The following is a 25142-nucleotide window of genomic DNA, read 5'->3' on the forward strand; positions in this document are numbered from 1 at the left end:
ATGCCTGTGCCGTGACGCATACTTGCTCCGTATCCGTTTTCAAGGGAATCCATGCCGGTCGATCCTCGTTCGCCGTACTCCCCTTCAGCCGTTTCCGTTTCCGTCGCGTCGCAGGGCCTGGACGGCGTGGCGCGCGCCTTCGGCCGGGCCGTGGTGTCGCAGTTCCGGCCGCCCATGCTGCTGGCGCTTCTGCTGCCCTTGCTGGCGGCGCTGGTCGGCGCCTTCGTCCTGATCTGGCTGTTCTGGACGCCGCTGAGCGACTGGCTGCGCGACTCGGTGTTTTCCTCGCCGGTGTTCGGCAATATCGACGGCCTCCTGATCGCGGTCGGCATCGCGTCGATCAAGCTGTGGCTGGTGCCGCTGGCCGCCGCGCTGATCCTGCTGCCGCTGTCGGGCATCCTGGGGCTGGTGGTGGCGGCGGTGGGCGTGATGCCGCTGGTGCTGCGCCACCTGGAGCAGCGCGACTACCCCGGCCTGCGGCGGCAGGGGCGGGGCGCGCTGGCGGCCGGCATCTGGAATGCGCTGTGGGTGACCACCGCCTTCGTGCTGGGCTGGTTCTTCACGCTGCCGCTGTGGCTGCTGCCGCCGCTGGCCGTGCTGCTGCCCATCTTCTGGTGGAGCTTCGCCTTCACCCGCATGCTGCGCTTCGACGCGCTGGCCGACCATGCCTCGCCAGCCGAGCGCAAGGTCCTGATCGCTCGCCACAACAAGGGCTTCTGGATGCTCGGCCTGATCTGCGCGCTGATCAACCTGCTGCCGCCGGCGTGGTTCCTGCTGCCGGTGTTTTCCGCCCTGCTGTTTTCGCACTTCGCCCTGGAGGGGCTGCGCCGGCTGCGCAGCGAGACGATCCAATGACCAACGTTTCCCCATCGCAGCGCCGCATCGGCCTGTTCATCATCGGCGACGAGATCCTGTCGGGCCGCCGCCAGGACCGCCATTTCGCCAAGGCCGTCGAGTTGCTCGGCGCGCGCGGCCTGCGCCTGTCGTGGGCCCAGTTCCTGGGCGACGACCGCCCGGCGCTGGTCGATGCGCTGCGCCGCAGCTTTGCCAGCGGCGACATCGTGTTCTCGTGCGGAGGCATCGGCGCCACCCCCGACGACCACACCCGCCAGGCCGCCGCCGAAGCCCTGGGCGTGCCCACCGTGCTGCACGACGAGGCGCGGGCGCTGATCACCCGCCGCTGCCAGGAAAGCGCCGCGGCCGGCAAGGGCACGGCCGACATGACGGCGCCCGAAAACGTGCAGCGCCTGCGGATGGGCGAATTCCCGGCGGGCAGCCAGATCGTGCCGAACCCCTACAACCAGATTCCCGGCTTCTTCATTCGCGACCATACCTTCGTGCCCGGCTTCCCGGTCATGGCGTGGCCGATGATCGAATGGACGCTCGACCAGCGCTACGCCGACCTGCACCATGCGGTGCCGCACGTGGAGCATTCCTTCCTGGTGTTCGAGCTGGCCGAATCCACCATCGCGCCGGTAATGGAAGCGATCGAGGTGAACTGGCCCGGCATCAAGGCCTTCAGCCTGCCCAGCATGGGCGAGCACGGACGCCGCCACATCGAGCTCGGCGTCAAGGGCGACCCGGCCGCCGCCGCCCTGGCCCTGGAATTCCTGCGTTCGGAAGTCCGGCGCCTGGGCGGCGAATTCGCCGCCGCCTCCTGACCCCGCCCCGGCACGTCGTTCGGCCCGGTGCCGCCTTGCCGCGCGGCGCCCGGCTGCAACTGCCAGCCCGTCATTGTTTCTCGATATGGGCATCGGCGATGAGCCGGTCCCACGTCGCGATGTCCTTTTTCAGGGTGGCCTGGGACTGCATCGGGGTCGTCGATCCGGCTACCAGGCCGAACTCGAGCAGTTTCGACCTCACATCGGGCATCGCCGCAACCGTCCCGATTTCCCTGCTCATGCGATCGACGATGGGCCGCGGGGTGCGGGCGGGCGCCGCCAGACCGTTCCAGGCGGTGAACACTTCGAAGCCTTTGAGGCCGCTGTGCGCGAACGTGGGCACGTCGGGCAGGCCGGGAAAGCCTTGCGGATCGGTGATGGCAATCGCGCGCAGGGTGCCGCTACGGATCTGCGCCAGCACGGGTGCCAGCGTGTCGATGCTGAACTGGATGTTGCCGGCGCGCAGGGCCACGATGAGGTCTGGCGAGCCCTTGAATGGCACCAGTTGCACGTCGATGCCGGCCACCGACTTGAAATATTCGCCGGCCAGATGCTGCAAGGTACCGATCGCCGTGATGCCGACGAAATACTTGCCCGGACTGGCCTTGGCCGCGGCGATCACATCTTCGAGCCGCTTCAGCGGATTGTTGGCCAAAGTCACCAGAGCCAGGCTGTGGCGGGTCAGCTCGGAGATCATTTGGAAATCGTTCACCGGATCGAACGGGAGCGACTTGAACAGAGCCGGGGTCATTGCGAAGTTGCCGCTGGCGGCGTGCAGGAAGGTATAGCCGTCGGGCGGCGACTGCTTGACGGTCTGGCCCGCGACGATGCCGCCGGCGCTGGGCCGGTTGTCGACGTAGACCTGCACCCCCAGGCTCGCCGTGAGCTTTTCGGCGGCGATGCGCCAGCTGACGTCGGCCGCGCCGCCGGCGGCATAGCCCGTGACGATGCGGATCGGCCGCGTTGGCCAGGGCTCCTGCGCTGCCGCGCCGAAACCGGCGCCGGCGAGGGACGCGGCCCCGAGGGTCCGGAGAAAGTGTCTGCGTTGCATATGGAGTCTCCCCATGGTGGATGGGCGCGTCAATCGAAGCGGTACAAGCGCGCCGGGTTGTCGACCAGCACCTTGCGCTGGCATTCGATGCTGCCGAGCCATCTTCTGAGGCGGTTGGCGGCATGGCCGTCGTCGATCGGATGGAATTCGTTGACGATGTCGCGCGTGAACGGCACGCCGGGCCAGGCGCCGGTATGCGGCCAGTCGGAACCCCACACCAGTCGGTCGGGGTTGGCCTGGCACAAAGCGTGTACCAGCGGGGCGGCGTCATCGCAGTCAGGCAGCTCCGAGACCCGGTGCGCGCCCGACAACTTGACCCATACCTTGCCCGAACGCAACAGGGCCAGCAGCGTGCCGAAGCCGGGCTGCCCCGTGCCCAGGCGGGCCGGCGCCTTGCCCAGGTGGTCGATCACCAGCGGCGTCGGCAGTGCGTCGATGACGCCGCGCAGCGCGTCGATCACCGCCAAGTTGGTATAGATCTGCACATGCCAGCCGAGCGGTGCCACGCGGGCCGCAGCCGCGCGGAGCGCGGCTGCGGCGGCGACCGGTTCGTTCTTGCCGAAGCTTTCCAGGTTGACGCGCACACCTCGCACGCCGGCCAGATCCATTTCCGCCAGCGCCTGGTCGCTCGTGTGCGCAGCGATGACGGCAACTCCGCGCGCGCTGGGCCCCACGCGCCGTATCGCATCGAGCAGACAGCGGTTGTCGGTGCCATAGGCGCTGGGTTGCACGATGACCACGCGCCCGAAGCCCAGGGCGGCCTGGTGTTGCAGCAGGTGCTCGGCCGAGGCAGTGCGCGGCGTGTAGCCCCGGTCCGGGTCATAGGGGAAGCGCTGCGGGTCGAGTACGTGCACATGGCAGTCGCAGGCCGGGCCGGGCAGGCCCGCAGCGGGGACCTCGTGGCGCACGCCGAAAAGGGCGACCGGGCCGTCCGCCGTCCCGGTGGAAGATGACTTGGCCACGGCGTATCCTCCGTTCTATACGACACGGTGGAAAGGCTCGCCGCCTTCCAGAACGTGCACTAACTGCCGGGCCGCGGCGAGCGAGCTTTTCGCTTGGGTTTCATGGGTGCCGGCACCGGCGTGCGGAGTGGCGACGACGTTAGGCAAGGCCAGCAGCGGGTTGCCCGGCTGCGGCGGTTCGCCTTCCTCCCAGGCGTCGAGCCCGGCGCCGAATAGGCGGCCTTCCTTCAGCGCCTCGCACAGCGCGGTCTCGTCGACCAGGCCGCCGCGCGAGACATTGATCACGATGGCCGTGCGCTTCATCCGGCCGATTGCGGCGCGGTCGACGATGTAGCGCGTTTCATCGGTCAGCGGCACGTGCAGCGTCAGCACGTCGACCTGGGGCCAGAGTTCGTCCAGATCGGCGATGCGCTGGTGCGGCAGGTCGGCCCAGGCGTCGGCCGGCGCATAGGGGTCGTAGGCCAGCAGGCGGCAGCCGAAGGCCTGATGGTACAGCCTCGCCGCGCGCACGCCGATGTTTCCCATGCCAATGACGCCGACCGCCTTACCCGCCATTTCCGTGCCCAGGAAGCGGGGGCGGATGATTTCTTCGCCGGCGCGGATGCGGCGGTCGAATTCGGGGATGCGGCGCGCCACCGCCACCGTCAACCCGAAGGCCAGCTCGGCCACGGCATCGCTGTTGATGCCGGGGGTGTTGCACACGATCACGCCCTTGGCCCTGGCGGCATCGAGAGCGATGTTGTCGATGCCGACCCCTTGCTTGGACACCACTTTGAGTTTCTTCGCCTTGGCGAAATCGTCGGCGCTCAACTGGCGGCCGCGGATCATGATGCCGTCGGCGTCTTCGTGCCAGCGCCCGGCCCGCGGGTCGCCGAAGGGAATCACTCCGGGTACGCGTTCCTTGAGGTATTGAATGCCCGACGTTTCGAAGGCGTCGAGGACGTAGATCTTCATGGTGCTTTCTCCGTGGGTGGGCACGCCGGGCGTTGCATCGGCGGGGCGTGCGGGCACTGGAATGAGGTTGGGCTGCGGCCGTCAGAGCGGAATCGCGTGCAACGACGCCGCCCGCTCTTTGGCCGCGGCCGCCATGAACGCCCATTCGTTGCCGGCCGTAATGAAGCGCACGCCCATCTGGATGACCTTGCGCGTCACTTCCTGGTTTGTGCCGAGGCCGCCTCCGCCCGGTGTCTTGCCATGGGCGCGGCAGGCCGCGATGACGCGGGCATAGGCCTGTTCGATCTCGGGCCGGCCGAACTGGTTGGGAAAGCCCATCGATGACGTCAGGTCGGTGGTGCCGATGTGCAGGATGTCGACGCCGGCGATGGCGGCGATCTCCTCGGCCAGGGCCAGCGCCTGCGGCGATTCGAGCATGACGACGAGCGTGGTCAGCGCGTTGACGGCGGCGCGCTTGTCGTCGTCGCTCAGCCGCGCCGCGTCTCCGGCGAACCAGTCTTCCGGAATGGGACGGTCGCCGTACGGCGCGCATTTGCATGCCCGCACCATGGCGTGCACCTGGTCGACCGAGGTGATCTTGGGCACAACGATGCCGAGCGCGCCTGCCTGCAGCCGCCGCGTTGCGCACGCAGGGTCGGCGCTGGGAATACGGATCAGCGCCGTGATGCCCGCCTTCAGCGCTGCCTGCGAAATCGGCGTGGCGGCGGGTTCGGGAATGACGCCGTATTCCAGGTCGACGTAGACGGCGTCGTAGCCGGCAGTCTTGGCGGCGTTGGCGATGCCGGGGGCCTCGACCTGCTTGACGATCATGGCCAGTGCCAGGCGGCCGGCGCCCAGCGCCTCGGCCAGCGTGTTCCGGGGAAGAGGCGAGCGTGGCGCATCCATCGTATGTCTCCTTATGGCGCAGCGAGGTTCGTCGCGCTGTCGCCGCTATTCCGTCGTTGCCGGGGACCGGGTGGGGAGGACTATACGCAGGCGTTTACATAGCCAAAAGCGATATATTTTTATCACCTGAATACCATAGGTAATCATATGGACGATACCGAAAGCCTGCTGGCGCGCCTGCGCTTTCGCCACTTGCAGATGCTCGATGCCCTCGAACGCACGGGCAGCCTGAGGGCGGCCTCGGGAACGCTGAACGTGACGCAGCCCGCGCTGAGCAAGGCGCTGAAGGAACTGGAGGAGGTATTGGGATTCGCCCTGTTCCAGCGGACGCGGCGGGGATTGAGGCGCACGGCGCAGGGGGCCGTCCTGGTGCACGGCGCCCGCCTGCTCATCGAAGAGCTGAAGCATGTTCGCGTGGAGGCGCACGCCGCCGGGCCGTCGGGCAGCGTCGGCGCGGTGCTGCGGCTCGGGGCGCCGCAGTTCGTCGCGATCAGTCTGGTGCCGGGCGTCATCAAGCTGTTGGCGGCGCAGGCGCCGAGGGTCATGGTGACGTTGCGCGAAGGCAGCGTGCTGCATCTGTTCGACGTCCTGCTTGCCGGCGAGGTCGACGCCCTGCTGACGATCTACACCCCGGAATCGCTGGCGGCGGCGGCCGGCAAGGCGGTCCGCTACGAGAAGATCGCCGATGAGGACTATGCCGTCATCGCCCATCCTTCGCATCCGCTCACCCGCGAGGCCACCGTACCGTGGGAACGGCTGGCGCAGGAGCCGTGGATCCTGAATTTCCGGCCGTCGTTCAATCGCCAGCTGCTTGAGCAGTGTTTCCTGCGTGCGGGTACGCTGCCGCCTGTTCCCGTCGTCGAATCCGACAGCCCCGTCACCAACGTGCGGCTGGCTGCCGAGGGACTGGGGCTGACGGTGGTGACCGGCCGTACCATGCGCGAGGCCGAGCGTGCCGGCGGCATCCGGCGGGTACGCGCGACGCCGCCGATGACGCCCACCGCGCTGGGCATGGTGTACCTGCCGTCGGCCGAGGCGCATCCGCGCATCGCCTCGCTCAGGGCGGCGTTGTTATCGCTGGGTGCCGGCGGGGCCGCGGCTTAGCGCCGCCCAAGACAAACGCCTGCGGCCGCTCTCCGGAGGGAGCGGCCGCAGGCGTCGGGAACGCGTGGCGCGGTCAGGCCGCGGCAGCGGTGGTCTTGCGGGCGCGGGGAGCGGCTTTCGCCACCGAATCGCTGGCCGCCTTCAGCGTGGCATTGGTGGCCGCGGTGAGGTTCGACTCGGCCACTTCGGCCGCCTGCTTGGCGGCCTTGCTGACGGAGTCGTAGGCCGAGGTGGCGGTGGCCAGCGACGACTTGATCAGCGCCAGCGCGCTTTCCGAGCCGGCCGGCGCGTTCTTGGCCATCTGCTCGACGGCTTCGTTCACCAGGCGCTGGCCCTCGGCGATCTGGGCCTCGCCCAGCTTGGCCAGTTCGGTCTGCACGCCCGAGATGATGTCGTAGACGTGCTTGCCGTAGGCCAGGGCCTTTTCGGTGCTGGGCTGGGCCAGCGCCGAGGTGAAGGCCAGGGCGTCCTGGCCGTCTTTCAGTTCGAATGCTTCCTGGGCCTTGAGCGACACTTCGTCGAGCGTGGCCTTGGCCACCTTCAGGTGCAGGTCGACCAGCCTCTCGAAGCCGGCGAACGCGGTGTTCTGCGCAGCGAGGATGACATCGAAGGCGGCCTTTTGGCTGGCCAGAGCGCGCTCGGGGGTTGCAAACATGGAAGACTCCTTTTTCGCTTTGTCTACCTGACGGGCGATCGGCAGCGAGAAGCGATGTTTCCCGAGTTCCGATCCGGCATGCAGCGCCGCTCCCGCGAAGCGGAATTGCTGCGTTGCACAAAACATATTTTAAGGACGGATGCGCCGATGTCAAGTGACACTTTCTTGATCGGGACATCCCGTACCGGGGACGGAGCCAAGCCATGTTGCTGCATCGCGACATCCCCATGCCTTCAAAATGGTGCGCGATCACCGCCGCGCGGTCTTGATGCAGAACAAACACCTAGTGTTTTGTTGCTTCCGTAGGCTCCGTACTACCTTACACTCACATTAACGCTGCCGGCAGGATGCCCGGCACGTCAAAAAGACCAATGCCGTAGGAGACTTCACATGGCAATTTGCAGCAAATTCCTGCCGGCCGCGCTGGCCGGCGCCGCGATGGCGGCCGTTCTGCCGGCCCACGCGGCAAGCCAGAACTTCCCCACCCATCCGGTCACGATGATCGTGCCGTTCGCCGCGGGCGGGCCCACCGACGTGGTGGCGCGCTCGCTGGCCGAGGCGATGCGCAAGTCGCTCGGGCAGACCGTGGTGGTGGAAAACGTCGGCGGCGCCGGCGGCACCATCGGCACGGCACGCGTGGCGCGCTCGCCGAACGATGGCTACACCATCCTGCTGATGCACATCGGCTTTTCGACCGCGCCGGCGCTGTACCGCAAGCTGCCGTACAACGCCTCCACCGACTTCGCGCCGATCGGCCTGACCGTCGACGTGCCGATGACCCTGGTGGCGCGCGACAATTTTCCGGCCGCCAACTTCAGCGAATTCCTCACTTACGTGAAGGCCAACAAGACCAAGCTGTCGATGGCCAATGCCGGCATCGGCTCGGCCTCGCACCTGTGCGGCCTAATCTTCATGAGCACCATCGGCGCGGAATTCCAGACCATCCCGTACAAGGGCACAGGCCCCGCCATGAACGACCTGCTGGGCAAGCAGGTGGACTTCATGTGCGACCAGACCACCAACACCACCGGCCAGATCAAGGGCGGCAAGGTGAAGGCCTACGCCGTCACCAGCAAGACCCGGGTGGCCAGCCTGCCCGACCTGCCCACGATGGACGAGGCGGGCCTGAAGGGCTTCGAGGTGGGCATCTGGCACGGCATGTGGGCGCCGAAGGGCACGCCGCAGCCGATCATCGACAAGCTGCAGGCCTCGCTGAAAGATGGCCTGAACGATCCGGCCTTCAAGCAGCGCATGGCCGAGCTGGGCGCCATCGTGCTGGCCGACGAAGCCAACCCGGCCGCGCTCGACAAGAAGGTCAAGAGCGAAATCCCGCGCTGGGGCGAGCTGATCAGGAAGGCCGGCGTGTACGCCGACTGAGGTTTCGCAACGCCGTGTCCCGGGCCGTCGCAGCGGCTCCGGGGTACGAGACACAGGATAGGGGTCCGGCGCCGGGCCGCCTGGCTATCTAGCCGGCGGCCCGGCGTTTTTCTTAGGGCAGGGAAAGTGCCGGCCTCGCCCAACGGTAAACAAATACAAATTTTCCGCCTCCTGCGGGCTTCCCGGCGTTCCGGCAAAGCAAATGTACCCGCTGTAAAAGATGGTCACACTCTGGTCCAGCTACAAGGCATGGGAGGAAACATCGAGCCCACGGCGCGCAGCGTGGCCCGGCTCTCCGGCCCAAGGCGGGCCTCCGCAGCAACAGCGCTGCAGCGCATAGCCGCTGCAGCAAAGCAAAACCGCTTGCGGGCAAAGAAACGGGTCGGGAGGAGCGGCAGAATTGCAGGCTTTGCAAGACGGCTGCGACGCGGTCGGCATTCATCACATCCCGTCGGGCGCAGACGCGAAAAAAGCTTCATGACCCATAGTGCACACATCCTGCTGGTGGACGACCACATCGAAGAGTTGGAGTTGCTGATACGGGCGCTGCGTACGGCCGGCTTCCGGGTCAGCATCGCCCATGACGGCGTCAAGGCCCACCTGCGCGCGCAATCGCTCAAGCCCGACCTCATCCTGATGGACGTCCAGATGCCCGGCATGGACGGTTTCGCCACCTGCCGGCTGCTGTGCGCCAACCCCGCCACCTGGTTCATTCCCATCATTTTCCTGTCGGATGCCAATAGCCTGGGCGAACGCCTGGAAGGCCTGCAGATCGGCGGCGTGGACTACATCGCCAAGCCGTGCGCGCCGGAAGAAGTCATCGCGCGCATCCGCATCCACCTGAAGCGGCGCGGGCCGGAGGCCGGGGCCGCCATGGAACCCGGGCCCAAGGTCCCCAGCGACGATCCGCTGGTGCTGGCGGCCGTCCGCTACCTGACCGAGCACATGCGCGACCCGCCCAGCCTGTCGGAACTGGCCCGACTGCTGGGCACGAACGACCGGATGCTGTCGCAATCGTTCCGCAAGCACCTGGGGCAGACGGTGTTCGGCTATCTTCGGGAAGAGCGGCTGCGGTTTTCCCAGAGGCTGCTGGCCGACACCAATCTGAGCATCACGGCCATTTCCGACGAGGTCGGCTTTTCCAATGTGGCGAATTTCGCCACCGCGTTCCGGGCGCGTTTCGGCAAGACGCCCAGCGCGTGGCGGCGCGATCGGCAGGAGACCGATCCGGGGCGGGTCGAGAGTGCGTGAGCGCATGAGCCTCATGCCCGAACCGGGCTATCTGTATGCCTTCCTGTGCGAAATGGCGGACAAGGGCCGGCTGTTCGCGCAGCGGCGGAACGATGCCTTCGCCTGCCGGGTGGCGTCGGACCTGCCCGTTGCCGTGTTGGCCGATTTCCATTACCTGCGCCAGGTGATCTTCACGCTGCTGGGAAACGCCGCGAAATTCACGCGCGACGGCAGCATCCTGTTCGAGGTGTCGAAAATCGCCGACGAGGCGGGCGGCGCGCGCCTGCTGTTCGCCGTTACCGACAGCGGCACGGGATGCAGCCCGGGTCTGGCGGCCGTGCGGCAATTGCTGCGGGGCATGGGCTCGGCGCTGAAGCTGGAGCCCGCCGCCGGCGGCGGCAGCCGTTCCAGCTTCGAACTGGTCTTGCCGCGGGTGGACGAGAACACGCTGGACGCGGCCTTCGCCGAAAGCCTGCCGTCCTGCGTGGACGGCGCCGGGCGCCGCATTCTGCTGGTGGACGACGACTCGGCCGACCTGGCGTGGCTGGGCGAGCTGCTGGCCGGCTACGGCTTCGAGGTGATGAGCGTGCCGGGCGGCCGCGAGGCGTTGCAGGCCTTGCGCACCGGCCGCTTCGACCTGCTGCTGTGCGACCAGGCCATGCCGGGCATGGACGGCTGGAAACTGCTCCGGCAGGCGCGCGCCGGCTGGCCGGACCTGCCCGTCGTGCTGTATTCGGCGGCGCCGCTGCGCCGTCCGCCGGGGGCCGAAGGCCTGGATTTCGACGCCGCGCTGCTCAGGCCGGCGGCCGGCGACGATCTGCTGGCCTGCATCGATGCCTGCGCGCGGCCTTGGCCTGGATTGAAATGAGCCGTGATCCGGCTTCATGCAGGTTCGGGCCATTCCGGCCCGTTCCTAGCGCGGCGCCATCTTCCTCAACCCCAGTATTTCCCGCGCCTCCCCCGCCGTCGCCAGCCTGCCGCCCAGGTCGGCGACGATGCGCGCCCCTTTGCCCACCAGCGCCGCATTGTCCGGCGCCAGCACGCCCTTTTCGATGTAGATGTTGTCCTCCAGCCCCACCCGCACGTGGCCGCCGAGCAGGAAGGCCTGGGCCAGCATCGGGAATTCCCAGCGGCCGATGCCGAAGGCGGCCCAGTTGGCCCCCTGCGGAAGAATGGAGCGCAGGTACTGCATGGTGGCCGGCGTGGCGCTGGCGCCGTATTTGACGCCGAGCACGATCTGGAACAGCGGCGGCGCGTCGATGATGCCGTCGCGCAGCAGGTCGTGCGCGAGATGGATGTCGCCGGAGTCGAACACTTCGAGCTCGGGCAGCGTGCCGGCCTCGCGGATCAGGCTGGCCATGGTGCGAACGCTGGCCGGCGTGTTGATGACCACCGAGCTGCCGGAATACATGGTGTTCAGGTCGAGGCTGCACATTTCCGGGCGCAGCGCCACGATGTGTTCGACCCGCGGCTCGGGCCGCATCAGCGTGCTGCCGGGGGCCGCCACCTTCGGATCGTCGGCGCCGGGAATGAAGCGCTGCCCGGGGCCGGTGGTCAGGTTGATCACCACGTCGACGTCGCTGGCGCGGATGCGTTCGACTACCTCGCGATAGTGCGCCAGTTCCATGCTCGGCCGGCCGTCGGCATGGCGCACGTGGATGTGGACGATGGCGGCGCCGGCGCGCGCGGCGTCGATACAGGCGGTGGCGATCTGTTCCGGCGTGCAGGGCAGGCCGGGGTGCTGGGCCACCGTGGTGATGTTGCCGGTGACGGCACAGCTGAGGATGGTGGGTTCGCTCATAGGGGTAGCTCGAGTCGGTAGGTGTCGATGGCGGTGCCGGCGAACAGCGCCGCGCGTTCGGCGGCCGATGCCTGCCCGGCCAGCCGCTTGAAGGCATTCCACAGCGTCGCGTAGCCGCAGGAGGCCTTGTCGACCGGGAAGTTGCTTTCGAACATGCAGCGCTGCGCGCCGAAGGCGTCGAGCGTGGCGTCGAACCAGGGCCGCCAGTCTTGCGCCAGCGCCGCGGACGACGGCGGCGCAGGCCGCAGGTGATAGCCGGCGCCGCCCAGGCGCATGCCGAGCCCGCCGAACTTGACGACCACGTTGTCGCAGGCGGCCAGCGCGGCGATGTTCCGCCGCCAGTCGGCGAAGGTGCGCTCGCGTTCGCCGGCGTAGTGGCCGATGCCGATCGGCCCGCCGATGTGGTTCAGCACGATGCGCGTGTCGGGAAAGCGGCGCGCCAGGGCCGCCACTTCGCCCATCTGCGGATGGTAGACCCAGGCGTCGTAGCTCAGCCCCAGCGGCGCCAGCCGGGCGAAGCCGGCCAGGAAGCGCGCGTCCTGCATCACGCCGGGGCGCGTGCCGAGTTCGGGGTTGACCACTTCCGGGTCGGCATCCCAGGCCGTGCTGTGGCGCACGCCGCGCAGCCGGCCCGCGCCGGCCTCGGCGTGGGCGTCGAGCACTTCCTGCACTGCTTCGCCCATCAGCAGGTCGGCATGGCTGACGATGCCCGCGCACACGCGTCCGCCGCTGGCCCGCGCGCAGCCCGCCGCGAACTCCGTCTCGCCCACCGCGCGCAAGGCCTCCGGCCCCTCGGTGCGGTACATCGAGCGGCACTGGATGAACACCGTCGCCACCACGTTGTGCCCGCTATCCAGATCCGCCGTGATCTCGTCCAGCAGATAGCGCCATCCGGGCCGCTGCCACAGATGATGGTGGGCATCGACGATCGGCACGCCGGGATCGATCGCCTGCTCCGCGCCCAGCGCCAGCCAGGCCGCATCCACCGGCAGCGGCCGCCCATGCCCGGTCGTGGGCATGGTATTCACATCGCTACTCATGGCACCTCCTGCGAGTAACGAACTCCCCCGCCATCCAGGACGCCGCGGATCCGGCTCCGCCGGTCCGCCAGCGTCGCCCCTTGAGGGGCGCGCGGAGCGCGTAGGGGTGGGCTTTAATCCACATGGGCGCCCGACAGCTTCACCACCTTGGCCCAGCTGACCAGTTCGGTGTCGAGGAATTGCCGGAACTCGTCCGGCGTCTTCACCAGCGGTTCGGCGCCCAGGCTGGCCAGGCGCTCGCGCACCGACGGCTCGGCCAGCACCTCGCGGATGCGGTCGTTCAATGTCTGCACGATGGCCGCGGGCGTGCCGGCCGGCGCCGACACGCCGTACCACACCGAGGCGTCCACCTGCGGATAGCCGGCCTCGGCCATGGTGGGCACGCCGGGCGCGATGTCGGAGCGGTGCGTACCGGTCACGGCCAGGGCCTTGAGCTTGCCGCTGGACGCATACTGCTGCCATACCACCAGCGAGTCGAAGCAGAATTGCACCTGGCCGGCCACCGTATCGGTGATGCACGGCGAACTGCCCTTGTAGGGTACATGGACGATGTCGATGCCGGCCACGGACCGCAGCCATTCCATCGCCAGGTGCGGCGCGGTGCCGCTGCCGGCGCTGCAATAGTTGAGCTTGCCGGGCGAGGCCTTGGCGGCCTTGACCAGGTCGGGCAGCGTGGCGAAGCCGGCGTTCGGGTTGGCCAGCAGGATCAGCGGCGCAGTGGAGAAGGTGGCCACCGGCACGAAATCGCGCTGCACGTCGTAGCCCAATTCCTTGTACAGCGTCTTGTTGATCGCGTGGGCGGCGCCGATCACCAGCAGCGTATAGCCGTCGGCCGGCGACTTCGCCACCACCTCGGCCCCGATGTTGCCGCCCGCGCCGCCGCGGTTGTCCACCACGAACGACTGCCCCATGCGCTTGCCGAGCTCCGCGGCGATCAGCCGCGCGGCGATGTCGGTCGGCCCTCCGGCCGCATACGGCACGACCAGCCGCACGGGCTTGTCGGGATAGGCGGCGAAGGCCTGCGGGACGGCGGTCAGCCAGGCGAGCGCCGAGACCAGCACGGTATGACTGAACTTCATCGAAATCTCCTCCTGTCGTTATATATATGTCCCCCTCCAGGACGCCGCGGATCCGGCTCCGCCGGTCCGCCAGCGTCGCCCCTTGAGGGGCGCGCGAAGCGCGTAGGGGTGGGCTTTCCCCGGGCGCGCGAAGCGCGTAGGGGTGGGCTTAATCCGGGGCTTAATCCTCCAATTCGATCCCCAGCACGATCGTGCTGAGCGACTTGCCGTGCGGATCCAGCCGCAGCGAACGCGTCACGCCGCCAGCCAGCGCGTTCTCGATGACGAAGTTCAGCGCCCGCAGCTTCGGGATCTCGTAGCGGGTGACCGGCCCCTTGGCCAGGTGGGCGTAGGCCGCCATCACCCGCTCCGCCGTGAGCTGCCGCTGCAGCCGCTCCCAGGCCGCGTCGTCGTAGGCGATGACCGCCACGTTGGAGGTATTGCCCTTGTCGCCCGAACGCGAATGGGCCAGATCGTGAACCAGGGTGCTCATCGTTTTTCTCCGGAATCGTCCACCACCACGATTTGCGTCTCGACCCAATGGCGCGGAATCAGCACCGAATTGACGGCGATGATTTCCTTGGCGCCGTAGTTCATCGGGCCGCCGGCGGCCGCCGGGCCCTGCATGTTGAGCTGGCGCACTTCGTCGCCCAGCAGGTTGGCGCTGCGCTTGTCGGGGCAGCGGCCGGCCACGCGCAGCCGCACTTCGTACGGTTCGGGCCGCTCGCCGGCGCGGCCCGGATCGCCGTGCAGCGCCGAGATGCCGATCAGGTCGACCTGCAGTTCGCTGGCCACGCCGCCCTCCAGCCGGAACCGCTCCTTCACCACGTCGGCCGCCAGCCGCGCGCGCGCCAGCGCGTTGACGCCGGCGTAGGCGATCTCGCCCACGCCGATGTAGCCGTCGAAATAGCCGATCACGGCCTTGAAGCTGTCGGTGCGCGGCCTGGCGATCGGGTCGTGCACCGTCACGCGGTCGGGCGAGACTTCGCGGAAGCTCAGCTCGGTCAGGTCCACCACGCAATCGGGCGTGATGTAGCGCCTGGGGTCGTGGATTTCGTACAGCGCCTGTTCGGTGCAGGTCATGCGGTCCAGCCGGCCACCCGAACCGGGCGGCTTGCCGACCGCGACCCGGCCGTCGCGCGTGATGTCGGCGAAGGGGTAGGGCAGCTCGGCCAGGCGCGGCACGTCTTTCTTGCCCGGGTCGGCGAAATACCCGCCCGTGACCTGCACCGAGCACTCCAGCAGGTGGCCGGCGATGGTGCCGGCGGCCAGCATGGCATAGTCGTCGTACGACCAGCCGTGATGATGCAGCGCGACGCCGAGGAACAGCGACGGATCGGCCACGCGCCCGGTCACGACCACTTCGGCCCCGGTATCGAGCGCGGCGCGGATCACGTCGGCGCCCAGGTAGGCGTTGGCCGAGGCGATGCGCGGCAGCAGCGATTCGAGCGGCTCGCCGCCGTCGAGCAGCTGCAGCTCCGGATGCCGGCGCACTTTCTCGGTCACGTCGTCGCCCAGCACCGCGGCGCAGCGCACGCCTTCCACGCCCACCGCCGCGGCTTCGCGCCGGATGGCGTGGGCCGCGCCCAGCGGATTGGCCGCGCCCATATTGGTCACCAGCCTCACGCCCTGTTCGCGGCACAGCGGCATGAAGGCATGCACGCGCTCGGCCAGCATCGGGTTGTAGCCCTTGTCGGGGTGGCTTTTCCGGTTCAGCGTTTCGCGCGCGATGGTGCGTTCGGCCAGGCACTCGCATACCAGGTAGTCCAGCTCGCCGGTTTCGAGCAGCTTGACGCCCGGGTAGACGCGGTCGTCGGCCATGCCGGCGCCCGTGCCGATGCGCACGGTATCGGCGCCATGTCGTCCTGTTTTCATCGGATCTCCACAGAAGAAATCATTGCCGCACCGCGTTGGCGTATTCGCGCGCGATGCGTTCGCTCGCCTCGCGCAATTGCGCGACGTGTTCGAGTTCCTGTTCCAGCGGCATCGATGCGGAGGGCGTCACCAGCGCGAGGCTGCCGATCACGCGCCTGTCTTCCGGCAGCAGGATAGGCACCGCGATGCCCACCACCACCGGCGCCAGCTGGCCGCGGCTGACCGCGTAGCCCCGGCGCCGCACGGCGGCCAGGGCGCGGCGGAATTGCTGCCAGTCGTGGCCCAGCCCGGCCTGCGCGATGTGCGCGATGCCCGACAGATACGCCTGGCGCATGCGGGGGGGCGACAGCCAGGCCAGCAGCACCAGCGAGCCGGCGCCGCGGAACAGCGGAAACGGCAGGCCGCGCGCGCGCTTGATCGTCAGGCGCTGGCCGGCGTGCTCCAGCTCGTCGGGGCCTTCCTTGTAGATGCACATCACCTGGTCGTCGCGGTACAGCTCCTGCACCAGCAATTGGCGGTCGTCGCGCCGCACGGAAGGCAGCACGGCGCGCGCGGCGCGGTACAGCGGATCGGTCAGCTCCAGCAGGCGTTCCAGTTCGACCACGCGCGGGCCGAGCGAATAGCTGCCGCCGCTGCGCTGGGTGAGCAGGCCGGCGTCGCACAGTTCGCGCACGTAGCGGTAGGCAGTCGAGCGGGTATAGCCGAGCCGGGCGATCACGTCTTCCACGCGCACCAGCGGGCTGGCCAGCGAGAACAGGCCCAGGATGTCGAAGGCGCGGCCCAGGCTGGTGGCGGCGCCGTCGGCCGGACGGACGGATGCGGCGGCACGGGCCGGGTCGGCCGGCGGGTCGTCGAAGGGAAGGTCTGGCAGCGCCAGGTGGGGGTCAATCATCCTGTTTTTTCGGAAACGCTACTGAATTCCGAATTCTAGGATTTCCTATGTAGTCCGAAATAGTGGGAATCGATTAGGTATTCACCCCAATGGTGGAAGCTACTAGTTGTAAAAACTACCGTCCGAGCCTAACCAATAACTTAAACAAGCACCTATAAGTACTTCATTTGATTGGCGATTTTTTCGGCGAATTCTGATAATCTCCGTGCCTTGGGCCGATTGTCGAAGGAGAAAGCATGGGGCGCATCACAAACCGGATCTGGATCGCTGCGTTGTCATGTGCCCTGACGCTGGGTACCGCGCTGCCGCCCGCCACCGCCGCCACGGCCGCTTCCCAGCAAACCGCCAAGTCCAAGGCCGTCAAGGCCGCCAAGAAAGCCCCGGCCAGAAAGGTCACCGCCAAGGCCAAGCCCAAGGCGAAGGCGCGCGCCAAGGTCACCGCCAAGGCCGGCGTCGCCACTCATATCCGCCATGCGTCGTTCACGCCCCAAGAGGAAATCGAGCGCGTGCCCGGCAAGCTGTCGCTGCGTTCGAACGTGGCCTTCGTGCAGGACCTGGAATCGTCCGACGTGCTGGTGGCCAAGAACGACGACGCGGTGCTGCCGATCGCCTCGATCACCAAGCTGATGACCGCGCTGGTGGTGGTCGACGCCAACCTGCCGCTGGACGAGGAAATCGAAGTCACCAACGAAGACATCGACACGCTCAAGCACACGAGTTCGCGCCTGGTGGTGGGCACCCGCCTGTCGCGGCGCGACATGCTGCACCTGGCGCTGATGTCGTCGGAGAACCGGGCCGCCAGCGCGCTCGGCCGCAACTATCCCGGCGGCCTGCCGGCCTTCGTGCAAGCGATGAACGCCAAGGCGGCGCTGCTGGGCATGCACGACACGCACTACGTGGAGCCGACGGGGTTGTCCAGCAGCAATGTGTCGAGCCCGCGCGACCTGGTGCGGTTGATGCAGGTGGCCGTCCAGCGGCCGCTGATCCACGAATTCACCACCGCCAGCAGCTATACGGTGCCTGTCCGGGGCCGGCTGCAGACCTTCCGCACCACCAACCAGCTGGTCGCCAAGCCGGACTGGGACATCGCGCTGTCGAAGACCGGCTTCATCAACGAAGCCGGCCGCTGCCTGATCATGCTCGCCAAGATCGGCGGCCGCGACCTGGCCATCGTGCTGCTCGATGGAATGGGTTCCCTGACCCGCACCGCCGACGCCATCCGCATCCGCCAGTGGCTGCAACACCACGGCGGCACCATGGCATCGATGTAGAGAAGCGTTCCCCCCTGCGCGCTTCGCGCCCCAGACACCAAAATACGGCCGCCCCACGAACCCACCTATCCGGGATGCGGCGGATCCGGCTCCGCCGGTCCGCCCGCATCGCCCCCTTGAGGGGGGCGGCCGCAGGCCGCGCGAAGCGCGTAGGGGCGGTCAAGTCTCGTAGCCCAGGGCGTCGGAGATCTGGGCCGCGGTGTCCATCAGGGGGGCGATCCAGTCGTCCTGCAGGCGGTCGGCGGGGGCCGAGATCGATAGGCCGGCGATCAGTTTGCCGGTGTCGTCGCGTACGCCGGCGGCGATGCAGCGCACGCCGATTTCAAGTTCCTCGTTGTCGCGCGCGTAGCCTTCGGTGCGCACGTGCTCCAGTTCCGCTTCGAGCTGTTCGAGCTCGGTCAGGCTGTTGCGGGTGTGGCCGGTGAGGCCGGTACGCGCGGCATAGCCGCGGATCAGGCGCGGGTCGTCGGCCGACAGGAACAGCTTGCCGGTGGAGGTGAGGTGCAGCGGCGCGCGGCCGCCGATGGCGCGCACCACCTGCATGCCCGAGCGTTCGCTGTAGGCGCGGTCGATGTAGACGATCTCGTCGCCCTGGCGCACCGACAGGTTGACGGTCTGGCCCGTGATCCGGTGGAGCCGGCGCATCGGCGCGATGGCGACGTCGCGCACGTTCAGCCGGCCCTTCACGAGGTGGCCCAGCTCCAGCAATCGCATGCCCAGGCAATACATGCCGCTGTCGACCCGGTCTACATAACGGCCGCTGACCAGGTCGTTGAGGATGCGGTGGGCCGTGGACGGGTGCAGGCCGGTGGTCTGGGCGAGTTCCTTGAGGCTGACGGGATCGGGTTGCCCGGCCAGCGCATCGAGCAACTGCATGGTGCGTTCCAGGACCTGGATGGTGATGTGGGGCGGCTGGCCGCCTATGCCGGCGTGGCCGGCATCCGGCAAGGGGGAAGAAACTCGGGCCATGGGAAAGTCGTTTCCTGCACAGACAGGCCCTTATTTTATCTCATATCGTGAAATTCGGCTTATTCGGAGCATGCCGGATTGACAAATATATTGCAGTGCAACTTCCCAGTATCGAAAAGACATCCCAGGGAGATCGACCGGCCGGCTGCTGCGGTGCCGCATGAGTGTGCGACACCGCGTTCCGTCATTGCGCCGGATTAGGGATCTCGGCATGGACGGCATCGATCCGCGCCAGCGTCTCGTCGTCCAGCCGGATGTCGAGCGCGCCGATCGCGGCCTCCAGTTGTTGCAGCGACGTGGCGCCGATGATGGTCGAATTGACGTACCAGCGCGAGTAGCACCACGCCAGCGCCATCTGCGCCGGATCTAGGCCGCGCGAGCGGGCGATCTCTTCGTAGCGGCGCGCTGCCTCCAGCACCGAGCCGCGCATGTAGCGCGGGCTCCATTGCGGGAACAGCGTGAGGCGGCCGGGCGCGCCGGCGTCGCGCGCGTACTTGCCGCTCAGCTGCCCGGCCGCCAGCGCGCCGTAGGCCAGCAGGCCGACGCCGGTGCGGAAGCACACCTCGTCCAGCGCCTGCTCGAAGCTGCGGTTGAGCAGGCTGCAGGCGTTCTGGATGGTGGCGATGCGCGGCAGCCCGGCCTTTTCGGCGACCCGCAGGAATTCCATCACGCCGTACGCGCTTTCGTTCGATACGCCCAGGTGCCGGATCTTGCCGGCGCGGATCAGATCGTCGAACACGCGCAGCTGCTCTTCGATGCCGAAGGCCTCGCGCTCCTGCGCGGGGTCGAAGCGGGTCTGGCCGAACACAGGCACGTTGCGCGCCGGCCAGTGGATCTGGTAGAGGTCGAGGTAGTCCGTCTGCAGGCGGCGCAGGCTGCCTTCGATGGCGGCGCGGATGCAATCGGCGTCGTAGCGGCCGCCGCGGATCCAGTCGCGCCCGCGCGAGGGGCCGGCCACCTTGCTGGCCAGCACCACGCGGTCGCGCGGCTGCTTCTTCAGCCAGGTGCCGACGATCTGCTCGGTGCGGGTATAGGTTTCGGCGCTGGGCGGGGCAGGATACATCTCGGCCGTGTCGATGAAGTTGATGCCGGCCGCCAGCGCGCGGTCGAGCTGCGCGTGGCCCTCGGCCTCGGTATTCTGCTGGCCGAAGGTCATGGTGCCGAGGCAGATGGCCGAGACGTCGATCCGGGTGGTGCCGAGCTTGGTTTTCTTCATGTCGCTGCCTGCAGGAAAAGGTGAATCGGTGCCCGGACGCGCAGTCCGAACGCATGAAACGGCCGTCCCTTCCCCAGGGCACAGCGGATCCGGCTCCGCCGGTCCGCCAGTGCCGCCCCCTGGGGAGGCGCGCGTAAGCGCGTAGGGGGGGTCATCTCAACGCAGCGGCGCATTCGCCTACCAGCGCCGGGCCACGGTAGATCAGGCCCGTATACAGCTGGATGGCGTCGGCGCCGGCCTCGATCTTGGCCACGGCGTCGGCGCCGCTCATGATGCCGCCCACGCCGACGATGGCCAGCCCCTTGCCGGCTCGCCGCCGCAACCGCTCGATCACGCGCAGCGACGATTCCCGCACCGGCGCGCCCGACACGCCGCCGGCCTCGTCCGCATGCGGCAGGCCCGCCAGCGCGCCGCGCTCGACCGTGGTGTTGGTGGCGATGACGCCGTCGATGCCGTAGCGCGGCAGCAGGTCGGCGATGGCGTCGACCTGCGCGTCGTCCAGGTCGGGCGCGATCTTGACCGCCAGCGGCACGCGCCGGCCGTGGCGCTCGGCCAGGTCGCGGCGCCTGTCGTGCAGGGCCTGCAGCAGGCAGGTCAATTCGTCGCTGCCCTGCAAGGCTCGCAGGTCGCGCGTATTGGGCGAGGAAATATTGACCGTGACGTAGCTGGCGTGCGGGTAGACCGCCTCCAGCCCGCGCAGGTAGTCGTCGGCCGCGCGGTCGATCGGCGTGGCCGCGTTCTTGCCGATGTTCAGCCCCAGGATGCCGCCGGCCGCGCGCCAGGCGCTGCGCCGCACATTGGCCAGCAGCGCCTCCAGCCCCTGGCTGTTGAAGCCCATGCGGTTGATGGCGGCCTGCGCGCCCGGCAGCCGGAACAGCCGCGGCAGCGGGTTGCCCGGCTGCGGCAGCGGCGTGACGGTGCCGACTTCGATGAAGCCGAAGCCGAGCGCCGACAGCGCATCGACGTGGTCGCCGTTCTTGTCGAGGCCGGCCGCCAGGCCGACCGGGTTGGGCAGCGTCAGCCCCATGATCTGCACGGGCTGGTCGGGAATCTTCCGGCACAGGCGGGTGAGCCCGAGGCGGTGGGCGCAATCCAGGGTGGACAGGGTGACGGCGTGGGCGGTTTCGGGCTCGAGCGCGAAGAGCGCCGGGCGCAGCAGCGGGTAGGCGTGGAAAAGCACGGAGGAGAATGGGTCAGGGTGGTGGGTTCGGGATGGAAGGATCGAAGCGCTGCCACTCGCCGTTGGCCAGCACTTCGATGGGCTGGAAGGTAATCTTGTAGGCCATCTTGGGGCTGTCGGCGATCCAGTAGCCCAGGTACAGGTAGGGCAACTCCAGCAGCCGGCACTGCTCGATCTGCCACAGGATGTTCCAGGTGCCGAGGCTGCCGGGGTAGGCGGGATCGTAGAAGGTGTAGACCGACGACAGGCCGTCGGACAGCACGTCCATGATCGACACCATCAAGAGCCGGCCGCCGGGTTCGCGGAATTCCACCAGCCGCGTGTTGACCCTGCTCTGCAGCAGGAACTGGGCGTATTGCTCGCGGCTGTCCTGGTCCATGCCGCCGCCGCGGTGGCGGGTCGACTGGTAGCGCAGGTACAGCGCGTAGTGCTCGGCGCAGTAGGCCAGCTCGGCGATGAAGATCTGCAGGTCGGCGTGCCGCTTCCAGGTGCGGCGCTGGGTGCGGCGCGGCCGGAAGTCGTCCACCGGGATCCGCACCGGCACACAGGCGCGGCAGCCATCGCAATGCGGCCGGTAGGTGAACACGCCGCTGCGGCGAAAGCCCAGCCGCACCAGCTCCGAGTACACGTCGGCATTGATCAGATGACTCGGCGTGGCCACCTGCGAGCGCGCCAGCCGATCGGGCAGATAGCTGCACGGATAAGGCGCCGTCGCATAGAACTGCAACGCGGAAAACGGCAAGTCTCGAAGATGGGTCATGTAAGTTTCCCATGGTGCCGCCCGCCCCCTCCAGGATGCGGCGGATCCGGCTCCGCCAGTCCGCCCGCATCGCCCCCTTGAAGGGGGGCGGCCGCAGGCCGCGCGGGGGCGGGCATCCCTTCCGGTCCGCCCGCATCGCCCCCAGGGGGGCGCGCGAAGCGCGTAGGGGGGCACATCTCCTTCCATGGCGGGCCGGGCATCGCCACCGATTCTACAAGCCTGCGCGCGAACTCGTCGCGCGGGATCGTCACCCCGCCCAGCGAAGCGAGGTGGCGGGTGTCCTGCTGGCAGTCGATCATCGGCACGCCGTGGCTCTGCAGGAAGCGTACCAGGTAGGCCAGCGCGATCTTCGAGGCATCCGGCACCCGGGTGAACATCGATTCGCCGAAGAAGGCCCGCCCCAGGCTGACGCCGTACAGGCCGCCGCACAGCCGGCCGTCGATCCAGGTTTCCACCGAATGCACGTCGCCGTGGCGATGCCAGCGCAGGTAGGCCTCCTGCATTTCGGGGGTGATCCAGGTGGCCGGGCGCTGGCCGTCGCGCGGCGCTGCGCAGGCGTGCAGCACCTCTTCGAAGGCGGTGTCGACGCGCACCTGCACCCGCGGGTCGCGGGCGACTTGGCGCAGTTTTTTGCGCAGCGAATGCGAGGGCGCGAAGCGGTCGCAGAACAGCACCATGCGCGGGTCGGGGCTCCACCACAGGATGGGCTCGCCCGGCAGGTACCAGGGAAAGATGCCGCGCGAATAGGCGTCCCGCAGGCGCGCCACCGACAGGTCGCCGCCCACGGCCAGCAGCCCCGGCGGCGAGGCCAGCGCCTGCGACAGCGGCGGAAACGGCGTGTCGGGCCCCAGCAGCGCCGGCATGCGTGGCGGGCGCGGACCGGCGGCGCTCACGGCCGGCCTTCCCGGCGGGCCGGCGACGGCGGGCGTCGCGGGCGGTTGGCTGCCGAGCGCATGCCGCTGCCGCTCAGGACGACGGGACGGTGGCCACCGGAGCGGCCACCCCGGGCGGCAGCGAGCGGCTGTGCACGCCGAAGGCGCCGCGCGTGCGGTCTTCGAAATACAGCGTCAGCGCGGTCGAGATCGAGCGGAAGGCCAGGTCGCGCCAGGGAATGTCGGCCTCGGCGAACAGCGCGACCTCCAGGCTTTCCTCGCCGGGCGAGAAATCGAGATCGGTCAGCCGGGCCAGGAAGAAGAAATGCACCTGGTCGACCTGCGGGATGTCGATCACCGCGAACAGTTCGCCCAGCTCGAAATGCGCGCCGGCCTCTTCGCGGGTTTCGCGCGCGGCGCCCTGGGCGGTGGTCTCGCCCAGCTCCATGAAGCCGGCTGGCAGGGTCCAGAAGCCCCGCCGCGGCTCGATCGCGCGGCGGCACAGCAGCACCTTGTCTTCCCAGACCGGGATGGTGCCCAGCACGTTGCGGGGGTTCTGGTAGTGGATTGCGCCGCAGTAGTCGCAGACGTCGCGTTCGCGGTTGTCGTCGTCCGGGATGCGGCGCGTCAGCACATTGCCGCATTGCGAGCAGTAGCGCTGGCTGCGGGGAGCGGGAAAGTAGCTGGCGGCGCGAAGCGGAACGGTCATGTCGGGGCCGGAAGGCGGGCGGCGCGCCGGAAGCCCGGCCGCCGCGGATTGCGCTTATGGGAGTAGGGGAATTATAAGGGGCGCAGGCGCCTACGCTTTCGACTTCTGCCGCGTGATTTCGTCTCCGGCATTGTGCGGCAGGCGGGCGGTGATGGGAATGGAGGCGACGATCAGCAGCCCCATCAGCAGGAAGGCCGGCCAGAAATCGGTCCACAGGAAGGCCTCGCGGCCATGCAGGTCGCGCGTGAGGTTCAGCGCCACGCCGGACACCGTCACCCCCATGCCCAGCGACACCTGCTGCACCACGCTGGCCAGGCTGGTGGCGCGCCCCACGTCGCGGCTGTCGAGGTCGGCGTAGGCCAGTGCGTTCAGGCTGGTGAACTGCATCGAGGGGAAGAAGCCGCCCAGCAGCACCACCGTCCAGATCAGCCAGTGCGGGGTGCCCGGCATGAACAGCCCGCAGGCCGCGATCGCCAGGGCCGACAGCACGGCGTTGTAGATCAGCACCCGCCGGAAGCCCAGCCGGTGCAGGATGCGCAAGGCCATCGAGCGCATGAACAGCGCGCCGAAGGCGGTGGCGCAGGTGATCGAGCCCGAGGCGAAGGCCGTCATGCCCAGGCCTTCCTGCAGCATCAGCGGCAGCAGGAAAGGCAGGGCGCCCAGCCCGACGCGGAACAGCGCGCCGCCCGCCACGCTGGCGTTGAAAGTGGGGATCTGGAAAAAGCGCAGGTCGAGCAGCGGCCGCTCGACGTGGCGCGCATAGAACACGTAGACCAGCAGCAGCAGCCCGCCCGCGGCCGCCATCCAGGCCGCCGTCGACGGCGCGATCAGCGTGCCGTCGATCAGCGACAGGCCCAGCATCGCCGCGCCGCCGCCCAGCGCCGACAGCGCGAAGCCAGGCCAGTCCAGCCGGCCGGGGTGGGGCTCGCGCCGGTCTTCGATGTAGCGGCCCGCCAGGTAGATGGCCAGCGCGCCGGTGGGCACGCTCACCAGGAAGATCAGCCGCCAGTGCAGGTAGGTCGTCATGAAGCCGCCCAGGATCGGGCCGACGATCGGGCCGAGCTGGGCCGGCACCGTCAGGTAGATCATCGCCCGCACGAATTCCGTCTTCGGCACGGAGCGGAAAATGATGATGCGGCCGACCGGCACCATCATCGCGCCGCCCACCCCCTGGATGAAGCGGGCCACCACCAGCATCGCCAGCGAGGTCGACGACGCGCTGAGCAGCGCGCCCGCCACGAAAATGCCGATCGCCGTGCGGAACACGGTGCGCGGGCCGAAGCGGTCGGCCACCCAGCCGCATACGGGAATGAACATGCCCAGGCTCATCACGTAGCTGGTGACGGCCAGTTTCAGGCTGACGGGGTCGTGGCCCAGGTCGCGCGCCATCGCCGGCAGCGCGGTGACGAGCACCGTCGAATCCATGGCTTCCATGAAAAGCGCGCAGGCGATGACCAGGGGGATGACGAGCGGGCCGAGGGCTAGGGGCATGATGCGGAACTGCGAGGGAGGGGAAGGCGGTGGCGGTGCAACCCCCGATTATCGCATTACTAGGGGTAGACCCTAGGAATCGGGCAGATCGCCCCCATGTTTGCTGCGATGAGGCGCCGGCGCATCGCC

General features: G+C 68.5%; 25 protein-coding genes. 7 read left to right on the plus strand and 18 right to left on the minus strand.

The window, feature by feature from the left end; all coding sequences use genetic code 11:
* Positions 1-51 precede the first annotated feature (51 nt).
* Positions 52-855, plus strand: coding sequence for an EI24 domain-containing protein (locus ABD927_RS07010; protein ID WP_345247716.1), 804 nt, complete (start codon positions 52-54; stop codon positions 853-855).
* On the plus strand, positions 852-1661 hold the full coding sequence (locus ABD927_RS07015) for a competence/damage-inducible protein A (RefSeq protein WP_345247718.1): 810 nt from the start codon (positions 852-854) through the stop codon (positions 1659-1661). Before ABD927_RS07010 ends, ABD927_RS07015 begins: the two co-directional genes overlap by 4 nt.
* A 70-nt stretch (positions 1662-1731) precedes the next feature.
* Here the strand turns inward: ABD927_RS07015 and ABD927_RS07020 are convergent, their stop codons facing one another.
* From ABD927_RS07020 to ABD927_RS07035, 4 genes are all read right to left on the minus strand, one after another.
* A complete protein-coding gene (locus ABD927_RS07020) occupies positions 1732-2712 on the minus strand; it encodes a Bug family tripartite tricarboxylate transporter substrate binding protein (protein ID WP_345247719.1) in 981 nt (326 codons plus the stop codon).
* A gap of 29 nt (positions 2713-2741) precedes the next feature.
* Complete coding sequence (locus ABD927_RS07025; RefSeq protein ID WP_345247721.1) at positions 2742-3674, minus strand: amidohydrolase family protein; 933 nt, start codon at positions 3672-3674, stop codon at positions 2742-2744.
* Between the two features lie 15 nt (positions 3675-3689).
* Complete coding sequence (locus ABD927_RS07030; protein ID WP_345247723.1) at positions 3690-4628, minus strand: hydroxyacid dehydrogenase; 939 nt, start codon at positions 4626-4628, stop codon at positions 3690-3692.
* Positions 4629-4709: 81 nt separating this feature from the next.
* Entirely contained in the window at positions 4710-5513 is an 804-nt protein-coding gene (locus ABD927_RS07035; RefSeq protein WP_345247725.1) for an HpcH/HpaI aldolase family protein, read from the minus strand.
* A gap of 147 nt (positions 5514-5660) precedes the next feature.
* Between ABD927_RS07035 and ABD927_RS07040 the strand changes: the two genes are divergently transcribed.
* A complete protein-coding gene (locus tag ABD927_RS07040) occupies positions 5661-6617 on the plus strand; it encodes a LysR family transcriptional regulator (RefSeq protein WP_345247727.1) in 957 nt (318 codons plus the stop codon).
* 73 nt (positions 6618-6690) lie between these two features.
* Here ABD927_RS07040 and phaP read toward each other — a convergent pair whose 3' ends face one another.
* Positions 6691-7272 carry a TIGR01841 family phasin gene (phaP, locus tag ABD927_RS07045; RefSeq protein ID WP_345247729.1) on the minus strand — a complete coding sequence of 194 codons (582 nt, stop codon included), beginning with the start codon at positions 7270-7272 and terminating at the stop codon, positions 6691-6693.
* 390 nt (positions 7273-7662) lie between these two features.
* Between phaP and ABD927_RS07050 the strand changes: the two genes are divergently transcribed.
* The 3 genes from ABD927_RS07050 to ABD927_RS07060 all read left to right on the plus strand — a co-directional run bounded on the left by ABD927_RS07050 (position 7663) and on the right by ABD927_RS07060 (position 10747).
* Positions 7663-8649: a tripartite tricarboxylate transporter substrate binding protein BugD gene (locus ABD927_RS07050; protein ID WP_425570204.1), complete on the plus strand. Its 987-nt coding sequence runs from the start codon at positions 7663-7665 to the stop codon at positions 8647-8649.
* 477 nt (positions 8650-9126) lie between these two features.
* Positions 9127-9900, plus strand: a complete 774-nt coding sequence (locus tag ABD927_RS07055) for a response regulator (protein WP_345247731.1) — start codon at positions 9127-9129, stop codon at positions 9898-9900.
* 4 nt (positions 9901-9904) lie between these two features.
* Positions 9905-10747 (plus strand): response regulator, encoded by an 843-nt coding sequence (locus tag ABD927_RS07060; protein WP_345247733.1) that lies wholly within the window; start codon positions 9905-9907, stop codon positions 10745-10747.
* A gap of 45 nt (positions 10748-10792) precedes the next feature.
* Here the strand turns inward: ABD927_RS07060 and ABD927_RS07065 are convergent, their stop codons facing one another.
* The 6 genes from ABD927_RS07065 to ABD927_RS07090 all read right to left on the minus strand — a co-directional run bounded on the left by ABD927_RS07065 (position 10793) and on the right by ABD927_RS07090 (position 16545).
* On the minus strand, positions 10793-11680 hold the full coding sequence (locus ABD927_RS07065) for a beta-keto acid cleavage family enzyme (RefSeq protein WP_345247735.1): 888 nt from the start codon (positions 11678-11680) through the stop codon (positions 10793-10795).
* Positions 11677-12720: an amidohydrolase family protein gene (locus ABD927_RS07070; RefSeq protein WP_345247737.1), complete on the minus strand. Its 1044-nt coding sequence runs from the start codon at positions 12718-12720 to the stop codon at positions 11677-11679. Before ABD927_RS07070 ends, ABD927_RS07065 begins: the two co-directional genes overlap by 4 nt.
* A 113-nt stretch (positions 12721-12833) precedes the next feature.
* Positions 12834-13799, minus strand: a complete 966-nt coding sequence (locus ABD927_RS07075; RefSeq protein WP_345247739.1) for a tripartite tricarboxylate transporter substrate binding protein — start codon at positions 13797-13799, stop codon at positions 12834-12836.
* 160 nt (positions 13800-13959) lie between these two features.
* Positions 13960-14271 (minus strand): AtuA-related protein, encoded by a 312-nt coding sequence (locus tag ABD927_RS07080; RefSeq protein WP_345247741.1) that lies wholly within the window; start codon positions 14269-14271, stop codon positions 13960-13962.
* Positions 14268-15653: an acyclic terpene utilization AtuA family protein gene (locus ABD927_RS07085; protein ID WP_345247743.1), complete on the minus strand. Its 1386-nt coding sequence runs from the start codon at positions 15651-15653 to the stop codon at positions 14268-14270. Before ABD927_RS07085 ends, ABD927_RS07080 begins: the two co-directional genes overlap by 4 nt.
* 19 nt (positions 15654-15672) lie before the next feature.
* Positions 15673-16545, minus strand: coding sequence for an IclR family transcriptional regulator (locus ABD927_RS07090; protein WP_345247745.1), 873 nt, complete (start codon positions 16543-16545; stop codon positions 15673-15675).
* 236 nt (positions 16546-16781) lie between these two features.
* Between ABD927_RS07090 and pbpG the strand changes: the two genes are divergently transcribed.
* Positions 16782-17816: a D-alanyl-D-alanine endopeptidase gene (pbpG, locus tag ABD927_RS07095; RefSeq protein ID WP_345247747.1), complete on the plus strand. Its 1035-nt coding sequence runs from the start codon at positions 16782-16784 to the stop codon at positions 17814-17816.
* Positions 17817-17975: 159 nt separating this feature from the next.
* Here the strand turns inward: pbpG and ABD927_RS07100 are convergent, their stop codons facing one another.
* The 7 genes from ABD927_RS07100 to ABD927_RS07130 all read right to left on the minus strand — a co-directional run bounded on the left by ABD927_RS07100 (position 17976) and on the right by ABD927_RS07130 (position 25013).
* Entirely contained in the window at positions 17976-18785 is an 810-nt protein-coding gene (locus tag ABD927_RS07100) for an IclR family transcriptional regulator (protein ID WP_345247749.1), read from the minus strand.
* Positions 18786-18969: 184 nt separating this feature from the next.
* The gene (locus ABD927_RS07105) at positions 18970-20001 is read right to left on the minus strand and encodes an aldo/keto reductase (RefSeq protein WP_345247751.1); all 1032 of its coding nucleotides are present in this window, start codon (positions 19999-20001) and stop codon (positions 18970-18972) included.
* Between the two features lie 151 nt (positions 20002-20152).
* Positions 20153-21181, minus strand: a complete 1029-nt coding sequence (locus ABD927_RS07110) for a quinone-dependent dihydroorotate dehydrogenase (protein ID WP_345247753.1) — start codon at positions 21179-21181, stop codon at positions 20153-20155.
* Positions 21182-21194: 13 nt separating this feature from the next.
* Positions 21195-21941: an arginyltransferase gene (locus ABD927_RS07115; RefSeq protein WP_345247755.1), complete on the minus strand. Its 747-nt coding sequence runs from the start codon at positions 21939-21941 to the stop codon at positions 21195-21197.
* Positions 21938-22804 carry a leucyl/phenylalanyl-tRNA--protein transferase gene (gene aat / locus ABD927_RS07120; RefSeq protein ID WP_345247913.1) on the minus strand — a complete coding sequence of 289 codons (867 nt, stop codon included), beginning with the start codon at positions 22802-22804 and terminating at the stop codon, positions 21938-21940. The genes ABD927_RS07115 and aat overlap by 4 nt, the downstream gene beginning before the upstream one ends.
* 103 nt (positions 22805-22907) lie before the next feature.
* The gene (locus ABD927_RS07125; RefSeq protein ID WP_345247757.1) at positions 22908-23522 is read right to left on the minus strand and encodes an NUDIX hydrolase; all 615 of its coding nucleotides are present in this window, start codon (positions 23520-23522) and stop codon (positions 22908-22910) included.
* 90 nt (positions 23523-23612) lie between these two features.
* Positions 23613-25013 (minus strand): MFS transporter, encoded by a 1401-nt coding sequence (locus tag ABD927_RS07130; protein WP_345247759.1) that lies wholly within the window; start codon positions 25011-25013, stop codon positions 23613-23615.
* Between the last annotated feature and the right edge of the window lie 129 nt (positions 25014-25142).

Origin of the sequence: Pigmentiphaga soli, assembly GCF_039541095.1 — a bacterium.
GTDB classification, from domain to species: domain Bacteria; phylum Pseudomonadota; class Gammaproteobacteria; order Burkholderiales; family Burkholderiaceae_B; genus Pigmentiphaga; species Pigmentiphaga soli.